The 25,282-nt window shown below is 63.3% G+C and carries 24 protein-coding genes; 9 read left to right on the forward strand and 15 right to left on the reverse strand.

The features are described 5' to 3' along the window. Window positions 1-80 precede the first annotated feature (80 nt). The 7 genes from BI364_RS03425 to BI364_RS03455 form a co-directional block, all read right to left on the reverse strand. Complete coding sequence (locus BI364_RS03425) at window positions 81-1,352, reverse strand: EAL and HDOD domain-containing protein (protein WP_070077565.1); 1,272 nt, start codon at window positions 1,350-1,352, stop codon at window positions 81-83. Between the two features lie 101 nt (window positions 1,353-1,453). Continuing rightward, window positions 1,454-1,717 (reverse strand): glutaredoxin family protein, encoded by a 264-nt coding sequence (locus BI364_RS03430; RefSeq protein WP_070077566.1) that lies wholly within the window; start codon window positions 1,715-1,717, stop codon window positions 1,454-1,456. A 4-nt stretch (window positions 1,718-1,721) separates the two neighbouring features. Next, window positions 1,722-1,925 (reverse strand): CopZ family metallochaperone, encoded by a 204-nt coding sequence (locus BI364_RS03435; protein WP_070077567.1) that lies wholly within the window; start codon window positions 1,923-1,925, stop codon window positions 1,722-1,724. Window positions 1,926-1,984: 59 nt separating this feature from the next. Continuing rightward, window positions 1,985-4,483, reverse strand: a complete 2,499-nt coding sequence (locus BI364_RS03440) for a heavy metal translocating P-type ATPase (protein WP_070077568.1) — start codon at window positions 4,481-4,483, stop codon at window positions 1,985-1,987. A 28-nt stretch (window positions 4,484-4,511) separates the two neighbouring features. Further along, the gene (locus tag BI364_RS03445; RefSeq protein WP_070077569.1) at window positions 4,512-4,922 is read right to left on the reverse strand and encodes a heavy metal-responsive transcriptional regulator; all 411 of its coding nucleotides are present in this window, start codon (window positions 4,920-4,922) and stop codon (window positions 4,512-4,514) included. A gap of 103 nt (window positions 4,923-5,025) precedes the next feature. After that, the gene (locus BI364_RS03450; RefSeq protein ID WP_083251130.1) at window positions 5,026-5,388 is read right to left on the reverse strand and encodes a hypothetical protein; all 363 of its coding nucleotides are present in this window, start codon (window positions 5,386-5,388) and stop codon (window positions 5,026-5,028) included. Beyond that, the gene (locus tag BI364_RS03455) at window positions 5,385-6,200 is read right to left on the reverse strand and encodes a hypothetical protein (RefSeq protein ID WP_197495837.1); all 816 of its coding nucleotides are present in this window, start codon (window positions 6,198-6,200) and stop codon (window positions 5,385-5,387) included. The genes BI364_RS03450 and BI364_RS03455 overlap by 4 nt, the downstream gene beginning before the upstream one ends. Between BI364_RS03455 and BI364_RS03460 the strand changes: the two genes are divergently transcribed. The 5 genes from BI364_RS03460 to BI364_RS03480 all read left to right on the forward strand — a co-directional run bounded on the left by BI364_RS03460 (window position 6,199) and on the right by BI364_RS03480 (window position 10,124). Continuing rightward, window positions 6,199-6,540, forward strand: coding sequence for a thioredoxin family protein (locus BI364_RS03460; protein ID WP_070077571.1), 342 nt, complete (start codon window positions 6,199-6,201; stop codon window positions 6,538-6,540). The genes BI364_RS03455 and BI364_RS03460 overlap by 2 nt on opposite strands. 11 nt (window positions 6,541-6,551) lie before the next feature. Beyond that, window positions 6,552-7,106, forward strand: a complete 555-nt coding sequence (gene ampD, locus BI364_RS03465; RefSeq protein ID WP_197495996.1) for a 1,6-anhydro-N-acetylmuramyl-L-alanine amidase AmpD — start codon at window positions 6,552-6,554, stop codon at window positions 7,104-7,106. 51 nt (window positions 7,107-7,157) lie between these two features. Next, window positions 7,158-7,997: a regulatory signaling modulator protein AmpE gene (ampE, locus tag BI364_RS03470; protein ID WP_083251131.1), complete on the forward strand. Its 840-nt coding sequence runs from the start codon at window positions 7,158-7,160 to the stop codon at window positions 7,995-7,997. Between the two features lie 85 nt (window positions 7,998-8,082). Further along, on the forward strand, window positions 8,083-8,823 hold the full coding sequence (locus tag BI364_RS03475; RefSeq protein ID WP_070077573.1) for a histidine phosphatase family protein: 741 nt from the start codon (window positions 8,083-8,085) through the stop codon (window positions 8,821-8,823). Continuing rightward, window positions 8,760-10,124, forward strand: coding sequence for an HD-GYP domain-containing protein (locus tag BI364_RS03480; protein WP_070077574.1), 1,365 nt, complete (start codon window positions 8,760-8,762; stop codon window positions 10,122-10,124). The genes BI364_RS03475 and BI364_RS03480 overlap by 64 nt, the downstream gene beginning before the upstream one ends. 18 nt (window positions 10,125-10,142) lie before the next feature. On the opposite strand, the gene BI364_RS03485 is transcribed toward BI364_RS03480, so the two are convergent. After that, on the reverse strand, window positions 10,143-10,913 hold the full coding sequence (locus BI364_RS03485; protein ID WP_070077575.1) for a hypothetical protein: 771 nt from the start codon (window positions 10,911-10,913) through the stop codon (window positions 10,143-10,145). Between the two features lie 191 nt (window positions 10,914-11,104). On the opposite strand from BI364_RS03485, the gene BI364_RS03490 reads away from it, so the two are divergent. Further along, complete coding sequence (locus BI364_RS03490; RefSeq protein ID WP_197495839.1) at window positions 11,105-13,354, forward strand: EAL domain-containing protein; 2,250 nt, start codon at window positions 11,105-11,107, stop codon at window positions 13,352-13,354. A 12-nt stretch (window positions 13,355-13,366) separates the two neighbouring features. Here BI364_RS03490 and BI364_RS03495 read toward each other — a convergent pair whose 3' ends face one another. The 5 genes from BI364_RS03495 to BI364_RS03515 form a co-directional block, all read right to left on the reverse strand. After that, complete coding sequence (locus BI364_RS03495; RefSeq protein WP_070077577.1) at window positions 13,367-14,566, reverse strand: ABC transporter permease; 1,200 nt, start codon at window positions 14,564-14,566, stop codon at window positions 13,367-13,369. A gap of 7 nt (window positions 14,567-14,573) precedes the next feature. Then, complete coding sequence (locus BI364_RS03500) at window positions 14,574-15,800, reverse strand: ABC transporter permease (RefSeq protein ID WP_070077578.1); 1,227 nt, start codon at window positions 15,798-15,800, stop codon at window positions 14,574-14,576. Beyond that, window positions 15,797-16,543 (reverse strand): ABC transporter ATP-binding protein, encoded by a 747-nt coding sequence (locus BI364_RS03505; RefSeq protein WP_083251132.1) that lies wholly within the window; start codon window positions 16,541-16,543, stop codon window positions 15,797-15,799. The genes BI364_RS03500 and BI364_RS03505 overlap by 4 nt, the downstream gene beginning before the upstream one ends. Further along, complete coding sequence (locus BI364_RS03510) at window positions 16,533-17,690, reverse strand: efflux RND transporter periplasmic adaptor subunit (RefSeq protein ID WP_070077579.1); 1,158 nt, start codon at window positions 17,688-17,690, stop codon at window positions 16,533-16,535. Before BI364_RS03510 ends, BI364_RS03505 begins: the two co-directional genes overlap by 11 nt. Window positions 17,691-17,762: 72 nt before the next feature. Further along, window positions 17,763-18,092 (reverse strand): DUF2322 family protein, encoded by a 330-nt coding sequence (locus BI364_RS03515; protein ID WP_070077580.1) that lies wholly within the window; start codon window positions 18,090-18,092, stop codon window positions 17,763-17,765. A gap of 114 nt (window positions 18,093-18,206) precedes the next feature. On the opposite strand from BI364_RS03515, the gene BI364_RS03520 reads away from it, so the two are divergent. Further along, window positions 18,207-18,980, forward strand: coding sequence for an inositol monophosphatase family protein (locus BI364_RS03520; protein WP_070077581.1), 774 nt, complete (start codon window positions 18,207-18,209; stop codon window positions 18,978-18,980). Between the two features lie 235 nt (window positions 18,981-19,215). On the opposite strand, the gene BI364_RS03525 is transcribed toward BI364_RS03520, so the two are convergent. Together BI364_RS03525 and BI364_RS03530 are read right to left on the reverse strand one after the other, a co-directional pair. Further along, window positions 19,216-19,851 (reverse strand): histidine phosphatase family protein, encoded by a 636-nt coding sequence (locus tag BI364_RS03525; protein ID WP_070077582.1) that lies wholly within the window; start codon window positions 19,849-19,851, stop codon window positions 19,216-19,218. A 63-nt stretch (window positions 19,852-19,914) separates the two neighbouring features. Then, window positions 19,915-20,631 (reverse strand): arginyltransferase, encoded by a 717-nt coding sequence (locus BI364_RS03530; RefSeq protein WP_070077583.1) that lies wholly within the window; start codon window positions 20,629-20,631, stop codon window positions 19,915-19,917. A 234-nt stretch (window positions 20,632-20,865) separates the two neighbouring features. On the opposite strand from BI364_RS03530, the gene wrbA reads away from it, so the two are divergent. Then, the gene (gene wrbA / locus BI364_RS03535; protein WP_070077584.1) at window positions 20,866-21,486 is read left to right on the forward strand and encodes an NAD(P)H:quinone oxidoreductase; all 621 of its coding nucleotides are present in this window, start codon (window positions 20,866-20,868) and stop codon (window positions 21,484-21,486) included. Between the two features lie 88 nt (window positions 21,487-21,574). Next, on the forward strand, window positions 21,575-25,270 hold the full coding sequence (gene metH, locus BI364_RS03540; RefSeq protein WP_070077585.1) for a methionine synthase: 3,696 nt from the start codon (window positions 21,575-21,577) through the stop codon (window positions 25,268-25,270). The last annotated feature ends 12 nt before the right edge of the window (window positions 25,271-25,282 follow it).

Here is a 25,282-nt window from a genome sequence, read left to right on the forward strand (position 1 = left end):
TATTGACCATCCAGGGTCGCTGGGGGGCGTCGTGAACTTGGTTCGGCTTATCGATTCAAGCGTCGTGGCCCGCCTTTCGGTTACTGGGACGCTACCCGAGACAGATCTTCGGCCATTTGAATCTGGTTTCTCAGTGCCTTGGCTTGAAGCTTTGGCAGATCGCTGGGATGTAGGCCGAGTTGCAGACTGAACTCGGCAACGGCGGGGTGGTCGGCTTGTTCGAGTGCCTGCGTGAGCGCGAGCATTTGCCCCAAGGTGCCTTCCTGCGCCAGCAGCGCACCGCTCATTTCATCCGGTAGTGTGAGGCTTTCGACGAGTTGGGCCATGGAATGGTGCAGCAGCGTGTCGAGCAGCGAAAGACATCCGACGGCACTGGCTTCATCCACGTGCTCGCGTGAGTAGTGTCTCGATTCGGCGAGTACGCCCATCAGCTCGGCGCGGTGGTTGGCGAGTTCGAGCAGGGATTCGGCGGCGGCATGTGTATCTCGGGCGCTGGCATAGAGTTCGAGCGTGAGCCAGCGCTGGAGGTTGCGCCGGCCCAGGCGCGTAATGGCGGCACTCAAGTTCTGCGGCGTGGTGGTGGCGCCGAAGGTCACCGAGCCGGCATATCGGAGCAATCGATAGAGCAGGGCTGTGTCACGACTCAGGACGCGTTCGAGCTCCTGGGTGTCGGCATCCTCGCGGACGCGCCGCAGGGCATCGAGCAGTGTTGCGGCAGCCGCTGGTAGCTTGGTCTCGGTGAAAATTTCCGGACGAGCGAAAAAATAACCCTGGAAGGCGTCGCAGCCAAGTCCTCGGCAATATTCAAATTCAGCCCGGTTTTCCACCTTTTCGGCAATGATCCAAAGCCCCCGGGCTTTTGCCTGGTGTACGTGTGCCTTCAGGGCTGCCTCGTTGAGTGCACGAACATCGAGTTTGACGATGTCGACGATATCGAGGAAGGGATCCCAGGCGGGCTGATAGACGAAGTCGTCCAGTGCAAGGCGGTAACCCAGGGCCTTCCACTCGCGACAACGGGCCAGGAGGTTGGCATTGGGCGTGGCGGTTTCCAGGATTTCAAGCACCACTTGTTCGGGTGTCAGCAGTTCGGGCGTGTCTTCGAACAGGTTGGCATCGTCGAAGTTGATGTAGACCGGTCGACCGGCGGCGAGCGTCGAAAGGCCGATAATGCCTAATGCATGTAGCATCACGCTGGCGGTTGCCTCGCGCGCGAGCGCATCGGGGGCGTGGTTTCGAGGGCCGTTGCGATACAGCAGTTCATAGGCAACGACCTGCTCGCGCGCGTTCAGGATGGGTTGGCGTGCCAGGAATGCGGCGTGGGGGTTCGTTGGGAGGACGGAATGTGCCGGCATGGTCCTATGGATCGTTTCGGTTACTGTTACTGCCAGTGTAGGTGGTGTTTTACGGTTTATCCGAGTCGGGAGACAGGCGGCGGGCGCGGCCTACGAGCCGGTTACGCACGTCCCGGCGAGCTATCCGCGTGCAGCAGCCTGTCTAGCTCAGGTTTTTGCGTGGCGAATGTGCCGTAGAGGGCGGTGCCGTCGATCACGGTGATCGGCGCTATGCGCACGCCATAGCGACTTTTGGCCTCGTCGGCGACTTCCGGTACGGTGACGTCGTATTCCTCGAATGCGACGTCACGCGCCTCAAGATATCGTCGAACGGCGGCGCAGTCCGGGCAGCCCGGACTGGTATAGAGCAGCACGCTGTGCGCCATGAGGTCAGAGCCTCTCGGCGGTGTAGCCTTCTTCGGCGATGGCCGCGATCAAGGCCTCAAGCGGGGCGTCGCCGTGAACCACGGCTTGCCCCGGCTCCAGGGTGACTTCGACCCGGGTCACGCCAGGTACACCTTCGAGTGCCTGGGTGGCGGCGCGTACGCAATGACTGCAGGTCATGCCGGTGATTTTGAGTGTGGTGTCGTTCATCGATGTCTCCAGTGTGGTTTGAGTGAACAGGGGAATCGTCCCGCTGAAGGGCTAAGGTTTCATGGGTGGGCCGGCGTGGTCGTTGGGCGTGTGTCTGCCACCGCTGGCAGCGGTGACGGCGTGACCTGGAAGCCCTGCATGCGCTTGAGTCGAAGGCTATTGCCGAGTACGAATACGGACGACAGCCCCATGGCTACGCCGGCGAGCATGGGGTTGAGATGGACGCCCAGCGGTGCGGCCACGCCGGCGGCGATGGGGATCAGCAGGATGTTGTAGATAAAGGCCCAAAACAAGTTGCTGCGGATGGTCGACAGCGTGCGCCGTGCGGCAAGCGTGGCCGTGACCACGCCACCGAGGTGTCCGTGGGTCAGGGTGACGTCTGCGGCTTCCATCGCGATGTCGGTGCCGGAGGCCAGCGCGATGCCGACATCGGCCTGGGCGAGGGCTGGCGCATCGTTGATGCCGTCACCGACGAAGGCGACGCGGTGCCCGGCTTTTTGCAAGCGTTCCACCACCTCGGCCTTGCCCTGCGGCAGGATCTCGGCATGCACCTCGTCGATGCCCAGTTGCTCGGCGATCGCCTGTGCGCTGCGCTGCGCGTCGCCGGTGACCATGGCGATATGTAGCCCATACCCGCGTAGCGCAGCAATCACGGCTCCGGACTCCGCCTTGATCGGGTCTGCGATGGCGATCAGGCCGATGATCTGGTGATCCTGCGCGACGTAGACCACGCTGCGACCGGTGGTTTCCAGTGTGCGTGCCTGCGTGCTCCAGCTAGCATCAACCGGAATGTCGGAAGTGCGCATGAAGCGCTCCGCACCGACGCGTATCGTGCGCGCCTCGATTTGTCCGACGATGCCGTGGCCGGCAACGGCATTGAAGTCTTCCACTGCGGGCAAATCGAGACTGCGGGCGCGTGCGGCCTCGACGATGGCGCGCCCTAATGGGTGTTCGGAAGCGATTTCCAGAGCGGCCGCGAGGCGCAGCACATCACCTTCCGCATCCGCGACGATCTCGGTCACGCTGGGCCGCCCGGCGGTGAGTGTGCCTGTTTTGTCGAACAGAATCGTGTCGATACCAGACAGTGCTTCCAGTGCTTCCCCCTTGCGGAACAACACGCCCATTTCGGCGGCTCGACCCGTGCCGACGACAATGGCGGCGGGCGTTGCCAGCCCCATGGCGCAGGGACAGGCGACCACGAGCACGGCAACGGCGGCCACCAGCGCGAGACTGATATTGCCGTCGAGTAGCATCCAGGCCGTAAAGGCGATGATGGCGATCACGATCACGGCGGGACTGAATACCCGGATGACGCGGTCAGCGATACCCTGAATCGGTAGTTTGCCGGTCTGCGCGCGTTCGACCAGGCCGATGATCTGCGCGAGTACGGTATCGCGGCCGACCGAGGTGGCTTCCATCATCAGCCGGCCATCGAGATTCACGGTGCCGCCGACCACATCGTCACCCACATCCTTGGCCACCGGCAGCGGTTCACCGGTCAGCATGGATTGGTCAACGTGCGCACGGCCCTCATCGACCCGGCCGTCGGTGGGAATGCGTTCGCCGGGGCGTACGACCAAGCGGTCGCCGACGCGCAGCAGGGCGATCGGGACATCGGACTCGTGGCCGTCAGCGTCGAGACGGTGCACGGTCTTGACTTGCAGGCCGGCGAGCTTGCGAATGGCGGCGGAGCTGCGGCCTTTGGCCAGAGCTTCCAGATACTTGCCGAGCAACACGGCGGCGATGACCACGGCGGCGGAATCGAAATAGACATGCCGTGCCTCGGGCGGGAATAGCCCAGGCAGCAACAAGACCAGCAGGCTATACAGCCACGCGGCGCCGGTGCCGGTCGCCACTAGCGAATTCATGTCCGGTGACCAGTGGCGGTAGGCGATCAGGCCGGGGCGGAAGAAGCGTCTGCCGGGGCCGAACAGCACCGCAGTGGCCAACGCCGCCTGCACCCAGGCCCAGAATCCGACAAACGGGCTGCTCGTTTGTAGTGCGTGCTCGAAGGCCGGTATGAAGTCGGCGCCCATGGCCAGCAGCATCACGATGAATCCAAGCACGGCGGCGAGGATCACATCGCGCTTTAGGGCACGCAAGGCCCGGTGATGGCTGTCTTCGTCCGGTGCGGCATCGGCTTCCAGGGTGTGTGCGGCATAGCCGGCCGCATTTACCGCTGCGGCCAAGGTAGACGCGTCGGTCATCGCCGGTAGAAAGCGGAGGTGGGCGCGTTCGGTGGCGAGGTTGACGCTTGCATCGATCACGCCTGGTGCACGTCGCAGCGCACGTTCGACGCGGCCGACGCAGGAGGCGCAGGTCATGCCTTCTACCGCGAGCTCCGCTTCCTCGATCACCGGCGTGTACCCGATGTCGGTGACCGCTTGCGCGATGCGCTCGGGCGTCACTTGTTGCGGGTCGTAATCGACTTCCGCCCGTTCGGTGGCGAGATTGACGGTGGCACTGCCTACGCCCGTCACCTTACGCAGGCCGCGTTCCACCCGTGCGCTGCAGGAGGCGCAGGTCATGCCTTGTATGTCGATTTCGAGTGCGTTCATATCGGATATCCTCTGCGGCGCCCGAGGCTCAGTCCTCTTGCTTGATCAAGGCGCCCAAGATCGGACAGTCCGCGGTGGTGCCGTGCCCCGGACATTGTTGAGTCAATGCCTCCAGCCCTTGTTTCATGCGTTGGAGATCATCGATTTTGCCCTGAATTTCATCGATTTTGCCTTGTGCAAGGGTATTCACTTCGACCATGTCCGCTTCGGGATAGGCATGTAGCGACAGTAGTTGGGCGATTTCTCCCAGCGAAAACCCCAGTGTTTGGGCGCGGCGGATGAAGCGTAACCGCTGTTCCGCCTCCACGCCGTATAGGCGGTAGTTGGCGGCAGTGCGGCGGCTGGGCTCGATCAGTCCGAGCCGTTCGTAGTAGCGCAGCGTTTCAGCCGTAAGGCCGGCGCGTCCTGCGAGGGTGCCGATGGTGATGTCTTCGCGCATGTCGCGCCTCTCTCACTGGACTGATGGCGACAACTCTACACCTTAAAGTAGACTGCAAGGTCAAGTCAGTGCGTATCGCGACAGGCATGATTACCGGGCCGGGTTAGGCCTGGGACTTGTGTGCGGCAATCTCCGCAGCGAGATGGTCGAGCAGGGTGCGGTTGCCGCGTCGCGCGCCGCGGCGTGCATCCTCCATGCCCCAGATCCAGAATGGTATCCAGAGCAGTACCGGGTAGCCGTAACGCACGGCAGCGGTGGCTCCAGCCACGTAGAGCGCGGCGAGTACCAGGCCGCGCAGATATGCACCGTTGTAGAGCTGGCCTGCGCCAGTGAGGAGAAAGCTCAGAGCCATGGCGAGGGCCGGGCTTCGCTGATGTGCGAGGAACCGCTGATGCGCTTCGCGGTACAGCGCGTCCCGCGCTTCGTCCTTCGGTTGGGAGGGCTGTTGATTCATGATGACGGTCATTGTAGTACTCCGGCGCGGTTGACGAGACGACGATTGCGTGCCGTTTCGCTGACGCGTATCCAGCGGAACAGATATAGCACCACGGCCTTGACGGTACCGCCGGATAGGGCCAGTACCAAGAGAGGCCAGCCGGTGCCGAGCCCCATGGTGAACGCGAACAACAAGGTCGACAGATGCATGGCGAGTACCCACTGGTTCATGCGCAGATTGACCGCGCCGGTGTCGCCCGCGAGCAGGATTACGCGGATTTGATGCATCCCGCCCTGCGCCAGGATGATGGAGTTGGCCAGTATCAGCGCGGTGGAGAAGTGGCGTCCCTCATCACTCAGGTGTCCACCCCAGGCCAGACCGGCGATGCCGGTGGCCAGGGCTGCCAGGGCAACGCTGAGCACGGCGGTGGCCGGACGACTGCGCCGGTCACGCCAAATCTCGTGGAGAATGGCCAGTACAAGCAGCGCGGCGATGAGGCGCGACCAGACGAGATAGGGGTTGAAGGGCTGGATCGAGTAGCCGTAGACGAATACCGCGTAATAGGAAAGGAAGCTCGATGCGAACTGATTGAGGGACAGCTGCGCGGTGGGCCTGCCCGCGGCGGGTGTGGCTTTGCGTCGCCAGATGGTGCGGATTTGCGCGCCGATGCCGAATAGGCTGAACAGGACGATCGTGGCGTTCAGCAGGCCGGCGAGATTGTAGAACATGTGTACGCGTCCAATAGGCGGGGTTTGAGCAAAGCGCGATTCTCGGTCCGTGGTCGATGCGAGGCAAGTCGACGGTGCGCGTCCGGGTGCGTAGAGCTTATATACTAGGTGCATGCGTTTCACGCCTCTGACCCAATTCGATTTCCACCATCGCCTAGCCGAGGTGCCGGGTACGGCGCTGGTATTGTTCACCGCGCCCGGTTGTGGCGCCTGCCGGCGGATGCACACGGTATTGGCGGCATTGGCGCCGCATCATCCGGACTGGCGGGTGTTCGAGGTCGACGCTGGCCAGGATCTGGCGCTGACTCGTGAATTCGAAGTGTTCCACCTGCCCGGCCTGTTCCTGTATCGGAATGGGCATTACCACGCGGCGCTGGAGACAGAGGCCGTACCGGCACGCGTGGAAGCTGCGGTGCGGTTGTCGTCCGCCAGGCCTTCGGAGGAGATGCCGTGAAGGTGGATACGATGACAGGTCTGACCGAGGGTGCGACCTGGCGCACCTCGCCAAATGCCGACGAGCGGCCTGCGGGGGCGGTGCCGGAGCTGGTGGTGATACACAATATCAGCCTGCCACCCGGAGAATTCGGTGGGCCGTGGATCGATGCCCTGTTCACCAACCGCCTGCCGGCCCGACATCATCCCTATTTTGCAGCCATTGCCGATCTGCAGGTCTCGGCGCATGCCATGATCAGACGCGATGGTGAGCTGATACAGTATGTCCCTTGGCACCGGCGTGCCTGGCACGCCGGTCTGTCCTGTTGGAACGGCCGCGAGCGCTGTAACGATTTTTCCGTCGGCATCGAGCTGGAAGGTACGGACGACCAACCCTACGAACCGGCGCAGTACAGGCGATTGATCGAGCTGCTGGTCGCGTTGTTCGAGGCTTATCCCACACTCGTGCCGGAACGCGTGGTTGGACATGCGGACATTTCTCCAGGGCGCAAAACGGACCCTGGCGAGAGTTTCGATTGGCGGCGCCTGCGCGCCGAGCTGGGCAAGCAGCTTGCAAGCGCCGAGTAATCCCGTAAAACTGCCGGTGCCCACGGCGCATCACTTCGAAAAGGGGAACCCATGACGCTGATTACCTTGCTCCTTGCGTTGGCATTGGAGCGTTTCCTCGGCTACATGAGCGATTTCCGCGATCCGCGGCGTCTTAACGCCTATGCCGAACGCTTATCCACACTGCTCGATTCCATCGCGCTCAAGCATCCTGGCCTCAAGCTGCTGTTGATCGTATTGCCGCCGATATTGCTGGTGGGTTGGTTGCAGTCCTGGCTGTCGGGTGTCCTGCTGGGTTTGCCGGGACTTATCTTCGGCGTCGCGGTATTGCTTTACTGCCTTGGTCCGGAAGATCTGGAGGAGGAGATCAACAACTACGTCGAGGCCGTGGCGGTGGGAGACGAGGCGCGTCAGCGCCGAGTGGCCGCACGTCTGCTCGGTGAGGTGCCACCGGATGAGCCCGTCGCGCGGGCGCGGCGGGTGGCGCTCGCGGGATTTTCCGAATCCAACGATCGCCTGTTCACCGTGATCTTCTGGTTCGTGCTCCTCGGGCCGGCTGCTGCGGTGTTGTACCGCCTGATACACGGCCTCGCACGGTTGGATCCGCTTGCAACCGAGGAGACCGACGCTCAGGCCTCGGAGGAGGAGGGCGGTTCGGAACCGATGCGCGAACAATTGGCTCGCGTGGCCTCCGGCCTGGCCGCGCTGATGGAGTGGGCCCCAGCCCGACTCGCCGCACTGGGCTATGCCGTGACCGGTAGCTTCGATCACGCCCTGGTCGGTTTGCGCGAGCGTTTCTGGGGGGGCTTGCCAACCTGCGCGAGGGCAATCGTGTCCTGCTCAGCGAGAGCGGTGCGGGTGCTGTGCGCCTTGATGAACTGCTCGACGAGGAGGCGGACGCGGCGACGCTGAGTGGGGTCTTCGCCACCGTGACCAATCATATTCAGCGGAATCTGATTGTCTGGATGGCCGCGCTGGCGTTGCTGACACTGGGTGGATGGGCGAGCTGAACGCTGGCGATGTCACTGCAGTGGGCGATACTGCCGCCGCCGTGACGCGGCCGCTCGAAGTGACACTCCTGCGACACGGCGAGCCGATGGGCGGGCGCCGTTATCGGGGTGATGGGGTAGACGATCCGCTAAGCGAATTGGGCTGGCGTCAAATGTGGTCGGCGTTGGAGTTTAAGGGGCCGTGGGCCAGCGTGGTGACTTCGCCGATGCGGCGCGCGCGCGAGTTTGCTGAGGCCTATGCCGGGCGTAATAATCTTCCGTTGCGCGTGGAGGCCGGTCTGCGTGAAATCGGCATGGGCGAATGGGAGGGCCGCAGTCCTAGTGAGGTGGCGGCAAGCGATCCGGCAGGTTATGCCGCCTATTATGCCGATCCCGCCCGCGGACTGCCTGTGGGTGCCGAGCCGCTCGATGCATTTTATGCCCGCGTCGGTAGCGCGCTCGATGCACTCGACGGGCCGACGCCGATCCTGGTGGTCGCACACGCTGGCGTGGTGCGAGTGGCCCTTGCCCACGCACTAGAGGGTTCGCTAGCCGCGATGATGCGAGTCAAGGTGCCTTACGCCGGGCTGAGTCGTTTAACGCGGGATGCCAGAGGTTGGACTTGCACTCGCACGCCGGAGCCTGATGGACGATCCGAATCATGGACGCGCGGGAGGGTGAGCGCATGGATATCAAGAGGAGTGACGAGAGCGGCGACCTGCGTTTGTCCGAAGTCATCGGCGCCTTGAGCCATGCCTTGGATATGACCGAGGGGCAGCCTCCTGGCCATTGCCTGCGCTGCTGTTGGATAGGCATGCACATCGGTGCCGAGATGGCGCTCTCCGGTACCGAGCGCGCAGATCTGTATTACACCCTGTTGCTCAAAGATGCTGGATGCAGCAGTAATGCCGCCCGCCTGTGGGAGCTATACGGAGGCGATGATCGTCTGATCAAGGAGGATTTCAAGCGGATCGATTCGCAGAGCATATTGCAACTCGGGCGCTTCGTGCTGAACCACGCGGCACCTAGCGCTGCGCTGCGCGAGCGTTTCCATCGCGTGTTGAATTTGGTACGGCATGGCAACGATCTGGCGACCGAGTTGGTGGCTACGCGCTGCGAACGCGGTGCCGATATCGCCTTGCAACTCGGTTTCTCGGCGGCCGTAGCCGATGGTATTCGGTCGCTTGACGAACATTGGAATGGTCAGGGACGTCCACGCGGTTTGATCGGTGAAGCCATTCCCCTGCAAGCGCGGATTGCGCTGATCGCTCAGGTTATCGATGTTTTCCATTTAAGCGGCGGACCAGATGCGGCGCTGGCAGAAGTGCGTGGTCGGGCCGGACAGTGGTTCGACCCGGCGCTGACGGCTGCGCTGGAGCGGGTTTCGCGACAGCCAGGATTCTGGATGGGGTTGGCGGATGCGGGGATACCCCAGCGCGTGGCCGATCTCGAACCGGCTGAATCGGTGATGTTGGTTGACGAGGATCGCCTGGATGGGATCGCCGCGGCCTTCGGGCAGGTGGTGGATGCCAAGAGTCCTTACACCTACGGGCACAGTGCACGCGTGGCGCGCTTTGCCGAGGCGATTGCCAGCCGTTTCGAGCTACCACCGGCGCGACGTCGCTGGCTGCGCCGCGGAGCTCTGCTCCATGACATCGGCAAGCTCGGAGTGAGTAATGGTGTTTTGGATAAACCGGGAGCGCTGGATGCCAATGAGTGGGAACAGATGCGTGCGCATGCGCGTTATACCGAGGAGATTCTCGCGCGCATCGGGCTATTCGGCGAGCTGGCGAAGGTGGCCGGGGCGCACCACGAACGGTTGGACGGCAAGGGTTATCCTCATGGGTTGATGGCCGAGGAGATCAGCCTGGAGACGCGTATCATTACCACCGCCGACATCTTCGACGCAATCACGGCCGAGCGTCCTTACCGGGGGGCGATTCCGGTTCCTGAGGCACTGCGTATCATGCGTAGCCAGATCGGCAATGCCCTCGACGGATGTTGCCTCGATGCATTGGAATCGGTCTTGCCGGCGCTCGATCTGGCTTGAGGCCCGACGAGGCGGGTACTACGACAGGTGTCGTGCCCCAAGCGCGCGCAGTGCCGGCACGGCAAGCTTGGCTTGGTCGGCCTGATTGAGGGCGCGGCGTAGGCGCGCGACGGCACTGCGGCCCTGGCAGCGATGCGTCGGATCTCCTTCGAAGGCGGTCTGCATGGCGGTCATCAACGCGGGACGGTCAAAGGGTTGACCAGCCAGGACCTGCTGCAGGTCAAGCACTTCGTGCGCAATTTCGGTCATCAATGTTGTATGCGTGCTCGCCAGTGTGGCCACGTCGCCGCCGACTTCGAGCCCGCAGAGATTGGTCGTCAGAATGTAGAGGTTCTTGCGCACCAGCTCGAACAGCAATGACTCGGCGCTGGCCAAGCGTACGCCATCGATCCCAACAGCGGACAGCGCATTGAGCACGAGCCCAGCCTGCGGGCCGTACACTGGCGTCGCCACCACCTGCTTCACATCCTGCCCCGGCTTTTTCTCGAACCACACGGACATGACCGTAGGTTCGGGGAGGTCATGACGCGCCCAGTCCTCGGGCAGTAGCTCATTCTGCAGCAACAGGCAGCGCTCGCGCCAGGGTGGCGGCAGGGCGTCAAGCACCGGGTGCAGCGCCTGTTCGCCGACGGCGATCACGACGAGTGCCGGCTCCGGCGTGTACCGCGTCTCGCGGGTGATGTCCATGCCGCGCGTGATTGGATAGACCGGGTGGCCGGCACGTAGAAAGCCACGCGCCAAGATACCGCCTACTTCCCCGATTCCGATGAGGGTTATTGGGTCGTTCATATCGTCATTCCGGTTACGAGCAGGTATCTTAGGGGGCCGGCCATGAGCCGGGCAAGTCACCGATGCCCGGGCTATGGCATCGGGCAAGAGCAGCGAAACGCCAGGGGAGGCGGTAGTATGAGACACCAGACGGGTGCGGTAGACGGCCGCATTCGAGGGCCTCGGCCGTCATGAGCACACGGAAGCCAGCCTTGAAAAAACCGCCCCGAGACAAGGCAATCTATACCTTGCTGCGACGTATGCTGCGCGTCGCCCGTGCCTTGCCGTTGCCGATTTTTCTGAAGGACGCCTCTCTGCGCTGGCGATACGCGAACCCCGCCGCGCAGATGTTGTTCGGCCTGCGTCGTAAGGATTACCACGGAATGAGTGATGCCGCGCTGATGGACGATGTCAGTGCCGTTACCTGCCAGCTAAGCGATCGTGCGGCTTTGGAAGGGCGGGGCTTGATTCAGCGCAAAGAGAATGTTCTCGATCGCAGCTTCAGGGTTTACAAATACGCGCCACGGTCGGAAGACGGGGCGCCGCTGGGCATCATTGCCCTGGCGATCGAGACCACCGAGCTGGAGGCGGCTCGTACCGAAGGCGAGCGTCTGCGTGATTTCTACGATGCCCTGTCGGAGATCAATCAGGGCATCGTGCGCGAGCGATACGGCGATACCGCGGAGCTGTTTGCGCACATCTGTCGCATTGTGGTCGGTCACACACCGGTATTGATGGCCGGTATCGCCATGATCGACCGCGAGGCGGGCGTGTTGCACTACACACAGCAGGCTTGCCGTGTGGCGGATTTTCCAGATCTTGGCCGCGTGCGCCTGGATTTGGATCCGGACAGCGAATATGGCCGTGGCCCAGTGGCACGGGCGGCGCGCGGGCTGGAAACCGTGGTCGTCAACGACGTACTCGGCACCCCAGAGATGGCCCCCTGGCATGAACTTTATCGCCGCTATAATGGCCGCTCGACCGCAGCGGTGCCGGTGATGGTGGGCGACCGCATAGAAGCCGTATTGTCGGTGTTCGCCAAGGAAATCGACTTCTTCACCCCGGAGTTGGTCAGGCTGCTACGAGAGCTGGCGGATGATGTCGGATTTGCCATTCGCACCACGGAGCAGCGTGCACGCGTGCGCTATCTTGCCCTGATCGATCCACTGACGGACCTGCCCAACCGAGTGCATTTCCTGGAACTGGCTGAGCAGGCACTGGCCACGTCCGGTGGACAGGCACGTCGGGCCCAGTTGTTGCTGATCGATATTGCCGATTTCAAATTCCACAACGATCTACTCGGCCATGAGGTCGGCGATACGCTGCTGCGAGCCTTGGGTCGCCGTCTGGTGGCGGTGGTCGGCGAAACGGGTTTGGTCGGCCGCCTTGGTTCCGATGAATTTGCTGTGCTACTGGTCGAACCTGGCGATGGTAGCGAGACCGGCTTCGCCCGTTCCTTACGGGCCATCGATATGGAACTCGATCAGCCCTACGACGTGGGCTTGAGCGAATCCTTGTTGCTCAAGACGGAGCAGAGCACGGCGTTGTTTCCGGACGACGGGCATCAGCCGGAATCGCTGTTACGGCGCGCAAGCATGGCCCTGCGGGCCGCCAAGCTGGCCGGACCTGGCTCGCGCGTGCCGTATTCAATGGCACTGGAGCGCCGACTCGAATACCGTCATCTGATCCGCCACCAGATCGAACGTGCCCTGGAGGCAGGCGAGGTCATTCCTTATTACCAACCGCAGATCGACCTCGGCAGCGGTCGTGTCTGTGGATTGGAGGCGCTCGCCAGACTGGTTGGCCGTGATGGGACTATCCTCGAACCGATCGAGTTCATCGAAGAGGTGGAGGGCGATCGTGGGCTGGTTCGACGCCTGGGGCTGGCGATGATCGGAGCCGTGGCGGCGGATCTGACAGCGTTGTCGCATGCGGGCCTGGATGTGCCGATCGCGGTGAATATCGGCGCGCGCCATTTGCTCGCGCCGGGTTTCAAGCGTGACATCATCGATCAGCTTGGTCGTTACCCTGATATGCGCAGTGTGCTCGAGTTCGAAATCACGGAAACCACGCACTTGGGCGATCTCAGCCGCGCCACTGAGGCGGTACGTTGGCTGCGCGAGCAGGGATTATCTGTGGCGCTGGACGATTTTGGCAGCGGTTTTACCTCGATGAACCACCTGCAACGTTTGGCCATTCGCAAGCTCAAGCTGGATCAGGGCTTCGTGCTCGATTTGATCGACAATCCACGCGATCAGGCGATCGTGCGTGCAGTGGTGCAACTGGCCGAAGGGCTGAATATCGACCTCGTCGCCGAAGGCGTCGCCAGCGAGCCGCTCGGGGTCCTGTTGCGCGAGCTGGGTGTGACGAGATTGCAGGGACATGCGATCTCTCCGCCGCTGCCGTTGGATGCCCTGATCAGGTGGACGCACGATTGGCATTTGCCCTTGGACTGGTGCTAGACGACGTCCGATCTATTCCTCGCGCAACGCGGTCAGGGGATCGAGTCTCGCGGCATGCCGCGCCGGCAGCCCGCCCGCCAGCAAACCGATGAGCGCCGCGGATAACTCAGCACCGAACAGATAGGCCCAGGGCGTGTGTACCGGCAAGGCGGGAAGCAGCAGGTGTAGCAGCCAGGCGCCGCCCAGGCCGATGGCCAGCCCGGCGAGTCCCCCCAGTGTCGAGAGCAATACGGCTTCGCCCAGAAACAGGCTCAGTACCTGACTTCGGCGGGCACCGATGGCACGTAGCAGGCCGATTTCCGCAGTACGTTCGTTGACCGCGATAGTCATGATGGTGAAGATGCCGACCGCGCCGACCAGCAGCGAAATACCGCCGAGCGCGCCTACCGCCAGGGTGACGACGCCCAGGATGTTGTTCAGGGTGGCGAGCATGTCTTCCTGGGTCGTGAGAGTGAAGTCCTCGCGGCCGTGACGTTGCTTGAGCAGCGCCGTGATACGCCGGGCGAGCGTGCCCGATGAGGTGCCTGCGCGATAGGTCACGTCGATCTCCATCAGGCTGTCGCGATTGAACAAGGCAAGAGCGCGTCCGGCGGGGATGTAGATTGCGTCGTCCAGGTCGATGCCAAGGATCTGACCCTTGGGCGCCAGTACGCCGATGATTCGAAAGGTTTCGCCACCGACGCGAATGCGCTGGCCCAGCGGATTGGCATCACCGAACAGTTCGTTGCGCAGGCGGGCGCCGAGCACAGCGAAGGCGCGTGCGCTACGCGCGTCGTCATGCGGCAGGAAGCGTCCGCTGGCGATCCGGGCCTGCCATACGGCAGGCAGCGCCGGACCCGTGCCGAAGACGGTGGTTCGTCGCGTCCGTCCGTCCGCTGCTGCAAGCGCGTTGCCCTGCACGACCGGGACCATTGCATCGACCTGCGGCAGGCGCCCGATGGCCTCGGCATCTCCAAGCGTCATCGGGCGCACGTTGGCGATGACTCCGCCGGGTACGCCATGAGTGGTCGTGCGGCCTGGATTGATGGCGATCAAGTGGGTGCCGAACTGGGTGAACTCGTGGATCATGAAGCGGTGCACACCTTCGCCGATCGAGGTGAGCAGTACCACGGCCGCGATGCCTACCGCGATGCCGAGCGCGGTCAACAGGCTGCGCATGCGTTGGCCGAAAACGGCATTCAGGGTCAAGCGGATGTAGTCGGCGGTTTGCATCCGTCCCTCAGTGTTTCGCTAACGCCTGGACGGGGTCCAGGCGTGCGGCGCGGCGCGCGGGGAGCACGCCGAAGATCAATCCACTGAGCAAGGCAACGGCGATGCCGGCGAATGCGGCCCAAGCAGGCGCGGAGAGTGGAAACCGGGGAAAGAGCTGGCCCAGCACGAAAATTCCGCCATAGCCGACCACGATACCGACGGCGCAACCGAACAGCGAGAGCAGCACGGCTTCGACTAGAAACAGCCGCGCGATGAGATGCGATGGGGCGCCTAGTGCCTTGAGCAAACCGATTTCGGCGGTGCGCTGGGAAACCGCCACGAGCATCACGTTCATGATCAGGATGCCCGCTACAATCAGGCTGATGCCGGCGATGCCGGCGACCGTCAGGGTCAGCGCGGTGAAGATGCGGTCGAAGGTCGCGAGGATCGCGTCGAGACTGATCAGCGTGACGTCGTTTTCGCCCTCGTGGCGCGCCGTGATGATCGCCTCGATCCGCCGCTTGGCCGCCGGCAGCGCCTCACGGCCGCGTACCTCGACCAGCACGCGGAACATCGAGCGGGTGTCGAACAGTGCTTGTGCGGCGGCCACCGGAATGATGATCACGTCGCTCATGTCCAACCCCATCGACTGCCCCTTGGGTGCGAGCACGCCGATCACGCGAAAGCGGCGGTCACCGATGCGCAGGACCTCGCCGAGTGCCTGTGTGTGTCCGAACAGCTCGTCACGTAGTCGGCTGCCAATCACGCAGACTGCGCTGGCCGCGAAGGGATCGCCCGCCGGCAGGAAGCGCCCGCGTTCGAGTTCGAGATGCCGGATCGGCCCGAGTTCGGCGGTCGAGCCAATGACGTTGACCTCGCGCGAACGCGCGCCGAAGGCTACCGGCGCCCCGCCGATCACGATGGGTGCGACCGCCGCCACCAGGCTGCTGCGTCGTAGGGCCAGCGCGTCGTCCAGGGTCAGGTCGCGCGGCGTGATGCCGAGCAGTAACGGTATGCCTCCGGTGGTTTCCGCGCGCCCGGGCATCACCGTCAGTACGTTGCTGCCGAGGCTGGCGAACTCGCCCAGCACGTAGTTCCGCGCGCCCTCGCCAAGGGCGGTCAGGAGCACAACGGCGGCCACGCCGATGGCCATCGCCAAGGTCATCATCGCAGTGCGCAGTCGAGCGGCGGCGACCGCACGAAAGGCGAAACGCAGTGCCTCGACGAGCGGTAGCCGGCCGGTTGCCGTGCTCATCCGGCACGGATCTCGTCGTCCACGATGTGGCCGTCGACGAAGCGTACGAGCCGCTTTGCGCGCGCGCCGACGTTTGCGTCGTGGGTGACCACAATCAGGGTGATGCCGCGTGCGTTGAGAGCTTCCAGAATATCGATCACGTCACTGCCGGAGGCGCTGTCAAGGTTGCCGGTGGGTTCGTCGGCCAGGATCACCTCGGGCTCCATGATGGTGGCACGGGCGATGGCCACGCGTTGGCGCTGCCCGCCGGAGAGCTGCTCAGGGCGGTGTCTAGCGCGATCACTGAGACCCAGATTATCGAGTGCCTGCTGCACACGAGGGCGGCGTACGACCGCTGGTATACCGCCTAGGATCAGTGGTAGCTCGATATTTTCGTAGGCAGTCAGGCGCGGGATCAGGTGAAAGAATTGGAACACGAAGCCGATCTTGCGGTGGCGCACGGCCGACTGGCTGGCGTCGCCGAGCGTGGTCGTTTCCACGCCGTCGAGCAGGTATTGACCCGTGCTGGGGCGGTCGAGCAGGCCCAGGATGTTTAACAGCGTCGATTTGCCGGAACCGGAAGGCCCCATGATGGCGATGTATTCGCCGCGGACGATGCGCAAACTGACATCCTGCAAGGCATGCACGGTTTCGTCGCCCAGGCGGAAGCTACGGCAGAGGCCGTTAAGCGCGATGACCGGCGTGTCTACATCCGCCTCGGTTGCTTGGGCCAGTCCGGGGGATTGCGGGGCGCTAAAGGCCATCGGTAGGCTCGATCCGCGCAAGGGCGCCGTCGATGATGCCCTTTCGATCGACGTTGGTGACGACTTGTTCGCCCGCTTTCAACCCGGAGAGGACTTCGGTCCAGGCCCAGTTGGCGATGCCGGGCTTGAAGCGGGTCAGGTGCAGGATGTGTTCGTCGGGGTCGTAGACGTACACCTGATCACCGTTGATCACGGCCTCGGTGGGTATGCGCAGCACGTCTTTACGCGACTGCAGGATGATTTCCACGTCGGCGCTGTAGCCGGCCAGTAACTGCTTAGGGTCGCTTCCGTGGGCGAAGCGCACGTCCACGTCGACCGTGCGCGCCTGTTTCTCAAGATCGACCACGTAGGCGCCGATACGCGATACCGAGCCCTCGAAGTGTCGTTTACCGAAGGCGTCGAGGGTGATGCGCACGGGCAGGCCAACGCGCACCTTGGTGGCATCCACCTCGTCGATCGGTGCCGCGACGTAGAAACAGCTGTTGTCGATCAGGTCGATGACCGGCGGGGTGGGTATGCCGGGTGGCGAGGGCGTGACATATTCGTTGACCTCGCCGTTGATCTCGGCGACGACACCGGCAAACGGGGCGGTTAGCACGGTACGCGCGAGGTTGGCCTGAGCCAGGTCGATGCGCGCCACGGCGGCCTGGCTGCTGGCCGTGGCTGCCTCGCAGTCAGCGGCGCGGGCCTGTGCGGCACTCTCTGCCTTGTCCGTCTGTTCGGCGGAGACCATGCCACGTCGGCGCAGCGTGGTCTGGCGGCCAGCCTCGCGGGCGGCGACTGCGGCCTGTAGGCAGACCGAGCGCGCCTGCGCCGCGGCGACCTGCGCGTCGTCGCGGGCTAGGGCGAGCTGCGCCTTGAGGTCGGCGTTCCAGAGGCTGAGCAGTTTTTGACCACGGTCCACGTGCTCGCCCTTGTGCACGTCGAGTTGTTCGATTTGTCCGCCGGTGCCAGGCGAGAGCTTGGCGCGCCGGCAGGCCTTGACGGTGCCGGCGCGGGTATTGCTGACGGTCGCCTCGACCAGACCTGCCTTGACCGGTTGGACGGTGACGGTAACGGGGTTGGGACGAGACAGCCAGATGGCCAGGGCGGCGACTACGACCAGGATCAGGAGCAGGATCAGATAACGGGGGCGAAATAGGCGCATGGCGTCTCCCTGGGGGGGCTGCCAGTTCAAGCCTAGTCCCCCAGGGCGCCTCACGCCATGATTTGGATCAGCCTAGCCCTCGGCCTTGGGCACGGCCTTGATTGAGTAGTAGAGGTCCTGTTCGACGATGGTGAACAGGCGGTCGATGTTCGGATGTGCGCCGGGATTCGTACGGGCGTCGTCGGTATGCTCGGCGAACAGGGCGAGCGCCTCTTCGGCGGCCTTGGGCGTCAGTCCACCGTGCTTGACGGCGACCTCGTAGTAGACGGCCAGCGCACCCTGGCTACCGGGACGGTTCTCGATCACGAAGGCGGGCTCGTAGCCATCGGCATAGCCTTCCAGCGCGGCAAGGCGGTCATGCGGCTGCTTGAGTGCCTTGAGGTTTTCATCGAAGCGGGACATGGCGGGAGGCTTCTCCGTCCGTGGGTTGGATGCGCAGTGTAGTGAGGCCGGCGCGACGGCTCAAGCGCGGCGCGGCTGTTACAATGCGCCGAACCGTTCATGCAAGGATCCCCCATGGAACAAAGCCTCCATCTGCAGACCGCACTGGCTGCCGCGCGTGCCGCCGAGGACGTGATCCGTCGATATTGGGACGAGGGTGTCGAAGTACGCCTCAAGGCCGATCAAAGCCCCGTGACCGAGGCGGATGTGGCGGCCGAACAGGTGATTCGGCAGGTGATTTTGGAGGCCTTTCCGACGCATGGCTTCTATGGTGAGGAGACCGGCCGTACCCGTGAGGGTGCGGAATACACCTGGCTGATCGACCCTATCGATGGCACCAAGAGCTTCATCCGCCGGACACCGTTCTTCTCGACCCAAATTGCGCTGATGCGCGGCGACAGCCTACTACTCGGGGTATCCAATGCGCCGCTGTATGGCGAGATGGCCTGGGCCGAGCGCGGCGGTGGCGCGTTCGTCAATGGCCAGTCGATGCGTACCGGCGAGGTAACGACGCTGGCGGACGCGGCGATTTCGCTCGGTAACATCAAGACCTTGGCGCAAGGCGAGGGCTGGGCACGCCTGGGTGGCATCGTCGCGGGCGTCAACCGCACGCGCGGCTATGGCGATTTCTGCCATTACCACATGCTCGCCGCCGGCCAGCTCGACCTTGTGATCGAATCCGATCTCAATATCCTCGACGTCGCCGCGCTTTCGGTGATCGTGGAGGAAGCCGGCGGTGTATTCACCACGCTGGACGGTCTATCGCTCGATCTTGAAACCAGCAGCGTGCTGGCCGCGGGCACGCCGGCGCTACATGCGCTGGCACTTGAGCGTCTGAGCGCGGGTTGAATACGCCGCGTCGGTCGTCTCGGCCATCCGTTGAGCACGGCAGACTGCGGCAATATGCCATCTGGCAAGAGGCGTCCTTAAGGCCTAATCTGAACGGGTATCACCAGTCGAGCTAACGAAGCGAGGGGGCGGAATACCGCGAGGCGGTGTACTGGCCCGTCGGGCGGCCCGGCAGGCGGACTCGGATGGATGGGTGGCGGTGCCTTGGTCCTCCTCCCAGAGGGTGCCGGCCTTTTCAGGCCTCCCGTCCGAGGTCGCCTGCCAGGCCGCCCGGCGCTGGCGGACGTAGATTCCAGGCCAGCAGCGCCGATTCGCCGTGCAGTCGGCCGAGCAGGCCAAGGGCGCCGGAATCCAGCCCGAGGCGAGCACCGAGGCGAATGTCCTCTCCCAACCAACGTGCCGCCATGGCGCGCAGCAGATGCCCGTGCGCGAAGGCCAGCACTGGGCCGCCACGCCGTGCTCTGATGCGTGCGATCAATCCATCCACGCGAGCAGATACCGCCATGGGGCTCTCGCCTTCGGCCCCGGCGCCGCCCGCCACGAAAACCGTCCAGCCCGGTGATTCGCTATGGATCTCGGGAGTTGTCATGCCCTCATAGTCGCCATAATCCCACTCGCGCAGCTCGGACACCACGCGTGCCCCAACATAGCCACAGGCATCCGCAGTTTCGCGCGCTCGGCGCAGCGGGCTGGTCCAGACCGCGACGGGCGACCAGCGCGCTAACCAGGGGCGCAGGCGTTCGGCCTCCGCTCGGCCTGCCGGCGTCAGGCCGAGATCGGTATGCGAGGTGTGTCGACCGGTGACGCTCCAGGGCGTTGCACCGTGCCGCACGACGATCAGATCGAGTTGTTCCGTGAGCTCGCTGGGCATGGTCGTTCCCGCCAATGATGTGAACCTTGGACTGTGGGATGGTCACGGGGTTCGCGCCCGGATTCAGTCCGTTGAGAAGGGGCGGTCGCAGCGCTGCCAGTATTCGTTGCTGTAGAACTCCAGGGGGCGGAAGCGGTTTTTGTAGCGCATCTTCGGTGATTCGTCGATCCAGTAGCCGAGATAGACGTAATCGAGCCCGCGGCGACGCGCCTCGGCTACCTGAGTCAGGATGGCGTAGGTGCCGAGCGAGCGCTCGGATTCGTCCGGCGAAAAGAAGGTGTAGTTGGCCGACAGTCCGTCATTGAGCTGATCGGTGACCGCTACCGCAAGCAGCCGGTCGTTGGTGCGAAACAGCATGAATTCGGTTTCCACGCCTGGGGTGCAGAGGAATTCACGGAAGGAATCCGGCGTGGGTTTGTCCATGCCGCCGCCGGTATGGCGGTGCTTGAGGTAGGCGCGATAGAGCCGGAACAGCTCTTCGCTGTAATGAGGCGGGTGACATTCGAGCACGAGGTCTTCATTGCGGGCCTGACAGCGCCGCTGAGCCCGATTGAGGCGGAAGTCGTCCACCGGAATGCGCACCGCGATGCAGGACTGACAGCCAGGGCATTCAGGTCGGTAGACGAATACGCCGCTGCGCCGAAAGCCCAGGCGAAACAGGTCGCTGAGGGTGGGCTGATCGATGGACATGCCGGGATCGGTCACCACATCCACCGCGCTGCGCTCGGGCAGGTAGGGACAGGGGTGCGGAATGGTTGCGTAGAACCTCAGGCGCTTCATGTCGATCGCGCCGGGTTCACATCTTCTTCGCTGGGGGTTGTCCGCATAATCTCCCTCCTTCGATCAGAGCATAGTTCCGGCAATCCGGTTCCGTGTGCATGAGGTGCGGACCCTTGGCGGTTGATCAGAATATTTGAGCGAGTTGTTGCGAAAACGTCATGCTTGTCCCCTTTTCGCCGTTTTATCCTGGCCGGGTACTTGTCATCGTACTATCCCATTCTGGAGGAGATCGCCATGTCCGTGAAGGTTCAAGTCGTTTTCTACAGCATGTACGGCCACATTTATCAAATGGCGGAGGCGATTGCCCAGGGCGCGCGCGAGGCCGGGGCGGAGGTCGAACTGTACCGGGTGCCCGAGCTGGTCCCCGATGCGGTGCTGGAGCAGTACGGCGCCAAACAGGCGCAGACTGCGTATGCCCATATACCGGTCATTCAGCCGGATCAGCTGGCCGAGGCGGATGCCGTGATTTTCGGTACACCGACACGCTTCGGCATGATGTGCGCGCAGATGCGAAATTTTCTCGATCAGACCGGTGGCTTGTGGATGCAGGGCAAGTTGATTGGCAAAATCGGCAGCGTCTTTACCTCCACGGGTACGCAGCATGGTGGTCACGAGACTACCATCACCAGCTTCCATACCACCTTATTGCACCAGGGCATGATCATTGTCGGCGTGCCCTATAGCGAGCAGGGGCTGACCAACATGAACGAGATTACCGGCGGCTCGCCTTATGGTGCCGGTACGCTTGCCGGTGCGGATGGCTCTCGGCTGCCGAGCGAGAACGAGCTGAACATCGCCCGCTTCCAGGGCAATCACGTCGCGGGCATTGCCGCGCGGCTCAAGGCCGGTTGCTAAACGACGTTGGACTGGCCGGCCCGACCAGGGCCGACCAGTGGACGCATGCTAGAATCCAGCGTCTTTTCTTGCCAATGCAGCCGTGCCAATGACCGATCGCCAATCCCAGCTCCAAGCCGCCGTCCAACAACGTATCCTGATCCTCGATGGTGCCATGGGTACCATGATCCAGTCCTACCGGCTGGAGGAATCCGACTATCGCGGTGAGCGCTTTGCGGATTGGGAAAGTGACCTCAAGGGCAACAACGACCTGCTGGCGATCACCCGGCCGGACGTGATCCGCGCTATCCACGAGGCCTACCTGGAGGCCGGCGCGGACATCCTCGAAACCAACACTTTCAACGCCAACGCGATCTCCATGGCCGACTATCACATGGAGCCGTTGGCCGCCGAGATCAATCGCGCCGCGGCGCGATTGGCGCGCGAGGCGGCCGACGCGTGGACGGCGAGGACACCGGATAGACCGCGCTTCGTGGCCGGCGTGTTGGGGCCGACCAACCGTACCGCCTCGCTGTCGCCGGACGTGAACGACCCAGGCTTTCGCAACGTCAGCTTCGATCAGCTGGTGGTGTCGTATGCCGAAGCGACGGAGGCCCTGATCGAGGGCGGCGCCGATCTGCTGTTGATCGAGACCATCTTCGACACGCTCAACGCCAAGGCTGCCGTGTTCGCCGTCAAGACCGTGTTCGAGAAGCTGGGCATGACCCTGCCGATCATGATTTCCGGCACCATCACCGATCAGTCTGGGCGTACCTTGACCGGGCAGACTACCGAGGCCTTCTACAACTCGTTGCGTCATGCTGAGCCGCTGTCCATCGGTCTGAACTGTGCGCTGGGTCCCTACGAACTGCGCCAGTACGTCGAGGAATTGTCGCGTGTGTCCGAGTCGCTCGTCTCCGCGCACCCCAACGCGGGGCTGCCCAACGAAATGGGCGGTTACGACCTCGATGCCGAGGACATGGCCAGTGAGATTGCCGAGTGGGCGGATTCTGGCTTCCTCAATATCGTCGGTGGCTGCTGCGGCACCACGCCCGAGCACATCCGTGCCATGTCGCGTGCAGTGGAGGGCAAGCCACCCCGTCAGCGTCCGGAGACGATGCCGGCCTGCCGTCTTTCCGGTCTGGAGCCCTTGAATATCACTGCCGAATCGCTGTTCGTGAATATCGGCGAGCGCACCAATGTTACCGGTTCGGCCCGATTCAAGCGTCTGATTCTCGACGAGCGCTATGACGAGGCGCTGACCGTTGCCCTGGAACAGGTGGAGAACGGCGCGCAGGTCATCGATATCAACATGGACGAGGCCATGCTTGACGGCCAGGCCGCCATGGTGCGTTTCCTCAATCTCATCGCCGCTGAGCCAGACATCTCACGTGTGCCGGTGATGATCGACTCCAGTAAATGGCTGATTATCGAGTCCGGCCTAAAGTGCCTGCAGGGTAAGGGCATCGTTAACTCGATTTCGCTCAAGGAAGGCGAGGAAAAATTCATCGAGCAGGCACGACTGGTGCGTCGCTACGGCGCGGCGGTGATCGTGATGGCCTTCGATGAACAGGGACAGGCCGACACCCGTGAACGCAAAATCGAGATCTGTACACGTTCCTATCGCACTTTGACCGAGCAGGTCGGCTTCCCGCCCGAAGACATCATCTTCGACCCTAATATCTTCGCCATCGCCACCGGCATCGAGGAACACGACAACTACGCCGTCGACTTCATCGAGGCCACGGCCGAAATCAAGCGGCGCCTGCCGCACGCGATGATTTCCGGCGGCGTGTCCAACGTTTCGTTCTCCTTTCGTGGCAACAATCTGGTGCGCGAGGCGATCCACGCCGTATTCCTGTATCACGCGATCAAGGTTGGCATGGACATGGGCATCGTCAACGCCAGCCAGCTCGCGGTCTATGATGACTTGCCCGCTGAACTGCGTGAACACGTCGAGGACGTGGTGCTCAATCGTCGCAGCGATGCCACCGAGCGACTGCTGGAGATCGCCGACCGTTACAAGGGCGACGGCACACAGGCCAAGCAGGAGGATCTGGGCTGGCGCGAATGGCCGGTGGCCAAGCGTCTGGCACATGCCCTGATCAAGGGCATCGATACTTGGGCGATCGAGGATGCGGAGGCCGCGCGGCAGAGCTTTGCGCGCCCTATCGAGGTGATCGAAGGGCCGCTGATGGACGGCATGAATGTGGTCGGCGACCTGTTCGGCGACGGCAAGATGTTTCTGCCGCAGGTGGTCAAGAGCGCGCGCGTGATGAAGAAGGCCGTCGCCCACCTGATCCCCTACATCGAGGCCGAGAAGGAGGAGGGCGCGCGCGCCCAGGGCCGTATCCTGATGGCCACCGTGAAGGGCGACGTACACGACATCGGCAAGAACATCGTCGGCGTGGTGTTGCAGTGCAACAACTTCGAGGTCATCGACCTTGGCGTGATGGTTTCGGCACAAAAAATCCTGGACGCCGCGCGCGAGCATGACGTGGACATCGTCGGCCTGTCCGGTCTGATCACGCCCTCGCTCGACGAAATGGCACACGTCGCCAAGGAAATGGAACGCCAGGGCTTCGATACGCCATTGCTGATCGGTGGTGCGACAACCTCGCGCGCGCATACCGCCTCGCGCATCGAGCCCGGTTATACGCGTGCGCCGACCGTGTGGGTCAAGGACGCCTCGCGTGCCGTCGGTGTGGCGCAGAATCTGATCAGCCCCGAGTTGCGCGCCGCGTATTCGGAGAAAATCCGTGCTGAATACGTCGAGGTACGTGCCCAGCTCGCCGCGCGCAAGAGCCGAGACAAGCTGCTGCCGCTGACCGCTGCGCGTGCCAACCGTACGCCCATCGACTGGTCCGGCTATACGCCATCCAAGCCGGGTTTTCTCGGGATCAAGGCGTTCGACGATTACCCGCTGGCGGACATCGTCCCCTACATCGACTGGACGCCGTTCTTCCATGCCTGGGAGCTGCATGCGAGCTACCCGCGCATCTTCGACGACGAGGTCGTGGGTGAGGAGGCACGCAAGCTGTTCGCCGACGCCAATCTCATGCTGGACCAGATGGTGCGCGAAAAATGGGTGCGCGCGCGCGGCGTGATCGGCTTTTTCCCCGCCAATCGCGTCGGTGACGACGACATCGCCCTTTATACCGACGATATGCGTGCCGAGCTGCGCACCACGCTGCATCACCTGCGCCAGCAGAGCGAACGCCCAGCCGGGCGACCCAATCGTTGTCTCGCCGATTTTGTGGCACCAGCCGACAGCGGGCTGGCCGACTACATCGGTGGCTTCGCGGTGCAGGCCGGTGAGGGGCTGGACGTGCATGTCGCACGCTTCGAGGCTGAGCACGACGACTACCGTGCGATCATGGCCAAGGCGTTGGCGGATCGTCTTGCAGAGGGCTTCGCCGAGCTGATGCACGCGCGCGTGCGCCGCGAGTTTTGGGGTTACGCCTCCGACGAGGCGCTTGGCAACGACGAACTGATCAAAGAAACCTACGCCGGCATTCGCCCCGCCCCTGGCTATCCGGCCTGCCCTGAACACACCGAGAAGGGCACCATGTGGTCGCTGCTCGATCCCACGCACAACGCGGGCCTCGAACTCACCGAGAGCTACGCCATGTGGCCTGCGGCAGCGGTTTCCGGCTGGTATCTCGCACACCCAGAGGCGCACTACTTCGGCGTCGGCAAGATCGGACGCGACCAAGTCGAAGACTACGCCAGGCGTAAGGGTTGGGACATCCGCACCGCAGAGCAGTGGCTCGCGCCGACCCTCGCCTACGAGCCGGAAGACTGAGCGGGGCGCGTG

Source organism: Acidihalobacter yilgarnensis, assembly GCF_001753245.1.
Classification (GTDB): domain Bacteria; phylum Pseudomonadota; class Gammaproteobacteria; order DSM-5130; family Acidihalobacteraceae; genus Acidihalobacter; species Acidihalobacter yilgarnensis.

What these genes read in the sequence shown, in the direction of transcription:
- BI364_RS03425 (WP_070077565.1), bottom strand. Translation starts at nt 1,352, where the DNA reads ATGCCGGCACATTCCGTCCTCCCAACGAACCCCCACGCCGCATTCCTG.
- BI364_RS03430 (WP_070077566.1), bottom strand. Translation starts at nt 1,717, where the DNA reads ATGGCGCACAGCGTGCTGCTCTATACCAGTCCGGGCTGCCCGGACTGC.
- BI364_RS03435 (WP_070077567.1), bottom strand. Translation starts at nt 1,925, where the DNA reads ATGAACGACACCACACTCAAAATCACCGGCATGACCTGCAGTCATTGC.
- BI364_RS03440 (WP_070077568.1), bottom strand. Translation starts at nt 4,483, where the DNA reads ATGAACGCACTCGAAATCGACATACAAGGCATGACCTGCGCCTCCTGC.
- BI364_RS03445 (WP_070077569.1), bottom strand. Translation starts at nt 4,922, where the DNA reads ATGCGCGAAGACATCACCATCGGCACCCTCGCAGGACGCGCCGGCCTT.
- BI364_RS03450 (WP_083251130.1), bottom strand. Translation starts at nt 5,388, where the DNA reads ATGACCGTCATCATGAATCAACAGCCCTCCCAACCGAAGGACGAAGCG.
- BI364_RS03460 (WP_070077571.1), top strand. Translation starts at nt 6,199, where the DNA reads ATGCGTTTCACGCCTCTGACCCAATTCGATTTCCACCATCGCCTAGCC.
- BI364_RS03455 (WP_197495837.1), bottom strand. Translation starts at nt 6,200, where the DNA reads ATGCACCTAGTATATAAGCTCTACGCACCCGGACGCGCACCGTCGACT.
- ampD (WP_197495996.1), top strand. Translation starts at nt 6,552, where the DNA reads ATGACAGGTCTGACCGAGGGTGCGACCTGGCGCACCTCGCCAAATGCC.
- ampE (WP_083251131.1), top strand. Translation starts at nt 7,158, where the DNA reads ATGACGCTGATTACCTTGCTCCTTGCGTTGGCATTGGAGCGTTTCCTC.
- BI364_RS03475 (WP_070077573.1), top strand. Translation starts at nt 8,083, where the DNA reads ATGGGCGAGCTGAACGCTGGCGATGTCACTGCAGTGGGCGATACTGCC.
- BI364_RS03480 (WP_070077574.1), top strand. Translation starts at nt 8,760, where the DNA reads ATGGATATCAAGAGGAGTGACGAGAGCGGCGACCTGCGTTTGTCCGAA.
- BI364_RS03485 (WP_070077575.1), bottom strand. Translation starts at nt 10,913, where the DNA reads ATGAACGACCCAATAACCCTCATCGGAATCGGGGAAGTAGGCGGTATC.
- BI364_RS03495 (WP_070077577.1), bottom strand. Translation starts at nt 14,566, where the DNA reads ATGCAAACCGCCGACTACATCCGCTTGACCCTGAATGCCGTTTTCGGC.
- BI364_RS03500 (WP_070077578.1), bottom strand. Translation starts at nt 15,800, where the DNA reads ATGAGCACGGCAACCGGCCGGCTACCGCTCGTCGAGGCACTGCGTTTC.
- BI364_RS03505 (WP_083251132.1), bottom strand. Translation starts at nt 16,543, where the DNA reads ATGGCCTTTAGCGCCCCGCAATCCCCCGGACTGGCCCAAGCAACCGAG.
- BI364_RS03510 (WP_070077579.1), bottom strand. Translation starts at nt 17,690, where the DNA reads ATGCGCCTATTTCGCCCCCGTTATCTGATCCTGCTCCTGATCCTGGTC.
- BI364_RS03515 (WP_070077580.1), bottom strand. Translation starts at nt 18,092, where the DNA reads ATGTCCCGCTTCGATGAAAACCTCAAGGCACTCAAGCAGCCGCATGAC.
- BI364_RS03520 (WP_070077581.1), top strand. Translation starts at nt 18,207, where the DNA reads ATGGAACAAAGCCTCCATCTGCAGACCGCACTGGCTGCCGCGCGTGCC.
- BI364_RS03525 (WP_070077582.1), bottom strand. Translation starts at nt 19,851, where the DNA reads ATGCCCAGCGAGCTCACGGAACAACTCGATCTGATCGTCGTGCGGCAC.
- BI364_RS03530 (WP_070077583.1), bottom strand. Translation starts at nt 20,631, where the DNA reads ATGAAGCGCCTGAGGTTCTACGCAACCATTCCGCACCCCTGTCCCTAC.
- wrbA (WP_070077584.1), top strand. Translation starts at nt 20,866, where the DNA reads ATGTCCGTGAAGGTTCAAGTCGTTTTCTACAGCATGTACGGCCACATT.
- metH (WP_070077585.1), top strand. Translation starts at nt 21,575, where the DNA reads ATGACCGATCGCCAATCCCAGCTCCAAGCCGCCGTCCAACAACGTATC.